This is a genomic window from Kluyvera genomosp. 2, from assembly GCF_036759865.1.
Taxonomy (GTDB): domain Bacteria; phylum Pseudomonadota; class Gammaproteobacteria; order Enterobacterales; family Enterobacteriaceae; genus Kluyvera; species Kluyvera ascorbata_B.
Window position 1 is genome coordinate 1 of sequence record NZ_JAPKIA010000038.1, and the last position, 3,802, is coordinate 3,802.

At 47.4% G+C, this 3,802-nt stretch carries 2 protein-coding genes; both read left to right on the plus strand.

Annotation, left to right across the window (positions count from 1 at the left end; translation table 11 throughout):
* Positions 1 to 427 precede the first annotated feature (427 nt).
* Positions 428 to 2,425 carry a BCCT family transporter gene (locus tag V6942_RS23295; protein WP_008502232.1) on the plus strand — a complete coding sequence of 666 codons (1,998 nt, stop codon included), beginning with the start codon at positions 428 to 430 and terminating at the stop codon, positions 2,423 to 2,425.
* Positions 2,426 to 2,488: 63 nt separating this feature from the next.
* A complete protein-coding gene (locus V6942_RS23300; RefSeq protein WP_023304011.1) occupies positions 2,489 to 3,781 on the plus strand; it encodes a DUF2254 domain-containing protein in 1,293 nt (430 codons plus the stop codon).
* Positions 3,782 to 3,802: the final 21 nt, after the last annotated feature.

Sequence of the window (3,802 nt, forward strand, 5' to 3'; positions counted from 1 at the left end):
GGAGCACCTCAAAAACACCATCATACACTAAATCAGTAAGTTGGCAGCATCACCGGCGATTGTTACTCGTTTTGGACAAGTCAGCCTGAAGGAAAATCAGCGACGAACCGGCACTGATTATTTGCATCCTGAACGTCTGTCCTTACCTCTGACATTGCGACCATCCTTAAAGCCCGCTTTACGCAACATCAGACGTTAGTAAGTCATTCTCAATATTGCTCTAATCAAAGTGAATCCCCAGATCTGATGCAATTTATGCAAATCAAATGCTCCAGAAGACGGCTGGCAGACTATCAACAGGATATCTGTATGGCCACTCTTGCACTCTGCATTCCGATTGACGCCGCATCGTAAGTTGAAGTTTGCTAATCTTTGAGATGTAGTACCCTCTATACAGTGCGGATTTTAATTAATGGAATAAATGATTATGAGTGAAAATGATACAATCCAAAAGAAGTCTAAAAGCCAGATTAACAAAGCGGTATTCTTTACATCTGCTTTGTTAATTTTCCTTCTTGTCGCCTTTGCCGCTGTATTCCCGGATGTCGCCGACAAAAATTTTAAACTACTTCAGCAACAAATCTTCACGAATGCCAGCTGGTTCTACATCCTTGCAGTGGCCCTGATTCTACTGAGTGTCTCGTTCCTGGGACTCTCACGCTACGGTGATATCAAACTGGGTCCGGACCATGCGCAGCCTGATTTTAGCTATCACTCCTGGTTTGCGATGCTTTTCTCGGCAGGGATGGGGATCGGCCTGATGTTCTTTGGCGTTGCTGAACCTGTGATGCATTATCTTTCACCTCCTGTCGGCACTCCAGAGACCGTTGCGGCAGCGAAGGAAGCAATGCGCCTGACGTTCTTCCACTGGGGCCTGCACGCATGGGCAATCTATGCCATTGTGGCACTGATCCTGGCCTTTTTCAGTTACCGTCACGGTCTGCCTTTAACGCTGCGTTCCGCACTTTATCCCATTATTGGCGAGCGCATATACGGACCTGTAGGCCATGCGGTTGATATTTTCGCCGTTATTGGCACCGTCTTTGGCGTTGCGACATCGCTGGGGTACGGTGTTTTGCAGGTGAATGCTGGTTTGAATCATCTTTTCGGGGTGCCTATTAATGAAACGGTGCAGGTGATTCTAATCGTTGTCATCACTGGTTTAGCGACGATTTCGGTGGTGTCCGGCCTGGACAAGGGAATACGTATACTGTCTGAGCTCAACCTGGGCCTGGCAGTGCTGCTGCTGGCGCTGGTCCTGTGTCTGGGACCAACCGTGCTTCTGCTGAAGTCATTTGTGGAAAATACGGGCGGTTATCTTTCTGAACTGGTGAGTAAAACTTTTAACCTTTATGCGTATGAACCTAAGTCGAGCAACTGGCTGGGGGGCTGGACATTACTGTACTGGGGATGGTGGCTTTCATGGTCGCCGTTTGTGGGGATGTTCATCGCAAGAGTCTCGCGCGGTCGAACCATTCGCGAGTTTGTCACCGGCGTGCTGTTTGTTCCCGCCGGCTTCACGCTCATGTGGATGACGGTGTTTGGTAACAGCGCAATCTATCTCATTATGCACCAGGGGGCGGCTGATCTCGCCAATACCGTTCAGCAGGATGTCGCGCTGGCCCTGTTTAATTTCCTGGAGCATTTCCCGTTTTCTTCCGTGCTGTCATTTATTGCAATGGCGATGGTCATTGTCTTCTTTGTCACCTCGGCTGACTCCGGGGCAATGGTTGTTGATACGCTGGCATCGGGTGGCGTCGCTAACACGCCTGTATGGCAGCGAATTTTCTGGGCCTCGCTCATAGGGATTGTGGCAATCGCACTGCTGATTGCGGGGGGACTGAGCGCGCTGCAAACCGTGACAATAGCGAGCGCATTACCTTTCTCAGTGATTTTACTGATATCCATATACGGATTATTAAAAGCCCTGCGTCGGGATTTGACCAAGCGTGAAAGCCTGAGCATGGCGACTATTGCTCCGACTGCAGCGCGTAACCCGATTCCATGGCAGAGACGCTTGCGCAATATCGCTTATCTGCCAAAGCGCTCTCTTGTGAAACGCTTTATGGGCGACGTTATCCAGCCCGCCATGACGCTGGTTCAGGAAGAACTGAATAAACAGGGAACGATAAGCCATATAAGTGATACTGATGACGAACGAATTCGGCTTGAAGTCGATTTGGGCAATGAGCTGAACTTTATTTATGAAGTGAGACTTCGTGGCTATAACTCACCGGCTTTCGCCATGGCTGCAATGGACAATGACGAGCAGCAGGTTGAGCAACATCGATATTATCGCGCTGAGGTCTATCTGAAAGAAGGCGGTCAAAACTATGATGTGATGGGCTGGAATCAGGAACAGCTGATTAATGACATACTGGACCAGTACGAAAAACACCTGCACTTCCTGCACCTCGTTCGTTAATACAAAAATGCCGTCCTGCCGGGCGGCATTTATTTTCCCGAACTTAATACAAGGATATGCTGAATGATTTTACGCTGGCAATGGATTCTCAGGCAGACACTTAAAAAACTATGGTTCAGGGCAACGTTATTTGCAATGGTAGCAATAATAACGGCCCTTTTATCTATTCTTTTTAGATCAATGATCCCAGAGTCAGTATCAGTGAAGGTTGGTGCGGAAGCAGTTGATAATATTCTGAACATACTGGCATCGAGTATGCTGGCGGTGACCACATTTTCACTGAGTATAATGGTCACCGCTTACGGTTCAGCCACTACTAATGTGACGCCCAGAGCCACGCGTTTAGTTGTAGAAGACGTAACCACACAAAATGTACTGGCCACTTTTATCGGTTCTTTTCTCTTCAGCCTGGTAGGGATTATTGCCCTCAATATGGGAGCCTACGGAGAAAGGGGTAGAGTCATTTTATTCATTGTAACACTGGTTGTCATTGCCTTAATAATCATCACATTGCTTCGCTGGATACAGCATTTGACCTCTCTGGGCAGGGTAGGTGAGACAACAGCAAAAGTAGAACAGGCGGCGATCGAGACATTTATTGCGAGAGCAAAAAGTCCATGTCTTGGCGGATATCCATGGCTTGAGAACAATGAACAACCAAAAGGAACTGTTGCCGTATATCCGGAGAAAATTGGCTATGTTGAATATATTGACATGGTCAAGCTCGGCAGTCTGCTGAGCAATGATCCTCGTCATGTATATCTTGTGGCGCAGCCAGGCAGTTTCATACATCCATCGATGCCAGTTTTGTACCTGAGTTCTGGTCAGGAGTCATCAATCTGTACCGATTTACTTGAAACGATCATTGTCTCGGATGTGCGTTCATTTGCTCAGGATCCCCGATTCTGTCTCAGCGTCATGGCCGAAATAGCCTGCAGGGCCCTTTCGCCCGCAGTAAACGATCCCGGTACTGCGATTGATGTCATTGGCAGAGGTGTTCGAATACTCTCCGCTTACGCGCAGAATAAAATAGATGAAACTGAAGTGATATATCCTTCAGTACATGTTGCGCCACTTCAGATCAAAGACCTACTGGAAGACTTTTTCTTACCTGTTGCACGTGATGGTGCGAGTATGAGGGAGATTCAGATAAGAGTCCTTAAAGGACTGTCTATGCTGAGTAAGGGTTGGCCTGGGATGTTTGCTGAAGCCGCACATATACTGGCATCTGAAACATTAGAGCATGCAACTCGTACTGGTCATATAGCCCATGACGAATATCTTATAAAATCAATTTATTATAATTTATTCAGTGGCGAAAATCCTAAGGAAGGTGCGAACAAGTTCCTGATATGAGATCATCATATTCATCCGGAG

Coding starts and splice junctions, on each gene's coding strand:
- V6942_RS23295 (WP_008502232.1), top strand. CDS start 428: ATGAGTGAAAATGATACAATCCAAAAGAAGTCTAAAAGCCAGATTAAC.
- V6942_RS23300 (WP_023304011.1), top strand. CDS start 2,489: ATGATTTTACGCTGGCAATGGATTCTCAGGCAGACACTTAAAAAACTA.